Here is a 1,787-nt window from a genome sequence, read left to right as displayed (position 1 = left end):
CGCTCGGTCGCCCCGCCCTCCTCCAGTGCGGCGAGCACGGGAGCGTGCAGCCCGATCGCGCGCGACGCGCCCCCCGCGGCGGACCGCCTCTCCAGGATGACCACATCGACGCCGCGCCGCGCGAGCTCCGTTGCGAGCAGGATGCCGACCGGCCCCGCGCCGACGACGACGACATCAGGCACGGCCCGTGCCCCCCGTGCCCTCCGTGAACCCCGTGCCCTCCGTGCCCGCTGGGTCCGCTGCACCTCCGCCGACGGCGAGCAGCCGGAACGGAGCGCGCTCCTCGACCCGCCAGGAGCCGGGGGCCGCCTCTTCGAGTGCCGCCGCCAGCTCATCGCGACGGTAGCTGCGCCGAATCGAACGGAGCCCGTCGGTCCGCAGGAACGAGCCCGCGGCGAACGGCGTGATGCCGACGGCGTACAGCGCGTAGGCGAGGCCGCCGCGCGCGATGTCGCTGTGCAGCACGGGCCCGCGCGCGAGCGCGAGCGAGTCGGCCGCGAACGTCGGCAGTTCGGCGCTGTCGAGGTGGTGCAGCACGTGATTCGATACGACGACGTCGAAGCGCTCGCCCGCCGCCACGAGGCTCGCCGCATCGGCGCAGCGGAAGGCGATACCGGGCCGGATGCGAGCGGATGCCGAAGCCAGCGCACGCGCGTCGGGGTCGATCCCCGTGCCGACCACGTCGAAGCCGTCGCGGTGCGCCAGCTCGACGAGGCGGACGAGGAGGTCGCCGCCACCGGAGCCGATGTCGAGGATCCGCGCCGGGTGTCGCAGCCTCGCGAGATGCGGCCGCACGTGCGCGCGGTACACGCCGCCCCATCCGGAGACCACCCGGTTCACGACGCCGAATCGGCGCAAGGTCGTCGCGAGCCGATCGGGGTCGCAGTCGGGGTCGTCCATGAGCTCGCGCAGCGCAGTGTCTCGCGTGCGCAGCAACGAGTCACAGGTGCGCAGGCTCATCCGCGCGGCTCCGCGCCGTCGGAGCCGCGAACCGCGTCGGCCGTCTCCGCACTCGGCATCCGGAGCGTCAGCTTTTCAGGGGCGCTGCCGCGCCGTGGGGGCGAGGAAATCTGGCTCATGTCGCGAGACTTTCGGGTCAGCTTTTCAGGGGCGCGGCCGCGCCGTGGGGGCGAGGAAGTCTGGCACATGTTGCGGGACTTTCGGGTCAGCTTTTTCAGTGGCGCTGCCGCGCCGTGGGGCGGGAAAGTCTGAGTCATGTCACGAGGACTTTCGCTTCAGCTTCTCAGGGGCGCTGCCGCGCCGTGGGGGCGAGATAGTCTGCCTCAGGTGGCGAGACTTTCGCGTTAGCAGAGCCGATTCGACCGTGAGCCCGGGCCCGAACGCGAGCGCGGCGATGCGTCTCGGCGCCGCGGCGGGGAGTGCGTCGAGGCTGCGCGGCGGGTGAGACGGTCGATCCCCGGTTGCGACGCGAACAGGTCGCGCACGTGTCCCTGCGACAGTCGCGTCGGTGGAACGGCGGTGCCGATGGACAGGATGGCGGCGGGCATGCTCCACGGTAACCGTCGCGCCGGTCGCCGTGGAGGGGTTGCGCGCGCCGGAGGAGCGCGCAGCGGGATCCGATTCCGGCTCGGATTCTGGTTCCGGTTCGGGTTCCGTCCCGCTCGACGCGTGACGCGACCCGCTCCGTTCTCGCCCTCGTCCCGCCGAGTGTGCCGGTTCGTGCCGAGTCGGCCGGTTGTTGCCCGTTCACAAGGGGTGCTCTCGGCAGCAACCGGCGTACTCGGCGCTGGGCGGGGGGCGGCGCTGGGCGGGGGCCGGCGCTGGGG

General features: G+C 73.0%; 2 protein-coding genes. Both read right to left on the bottom strand.

The genetic code is table 11. The features are described from left to right. A partial coding sequence (locus tag WBP48_RS07205) for an FAD-dependent oxidoreductase (protein ID WP_424438223.1) occupies nucleotides 1-182 on the bottom strand: 182 nt, incomplete at its 3' end. Further along, on the bottom strand, nucleotides 175-960 hold the full coding sequence (locus WBP48_RS07200; protein ID WP_424438220.1) for a methyltransferase domain-containing protein: 786 nt from the start codon (nucleotides 958-960) through the stop codon (nucleotides 175-177). The genes WBP48_RS07205 and WBP48_RS07200, both read right to left, overlap by 8 nt. Nucleotides 961-1,787: the final 827 nt, after the last annotated feature.

The organism is Microbacterium sp. (genome assembly GCF_049661145.1).
In the GTDB taxonomy this organism is placed as follows: Bacteria; Actinomycetota; Actinomycetes; order Actinomycetales; family Microbacteriaceae; genus Microbacterium.
The sequence above is the reverse complement of the archived record's forward strand: the minus strand, read 5'-3'. Positions and strand labels throughout refer to the sequence as shown.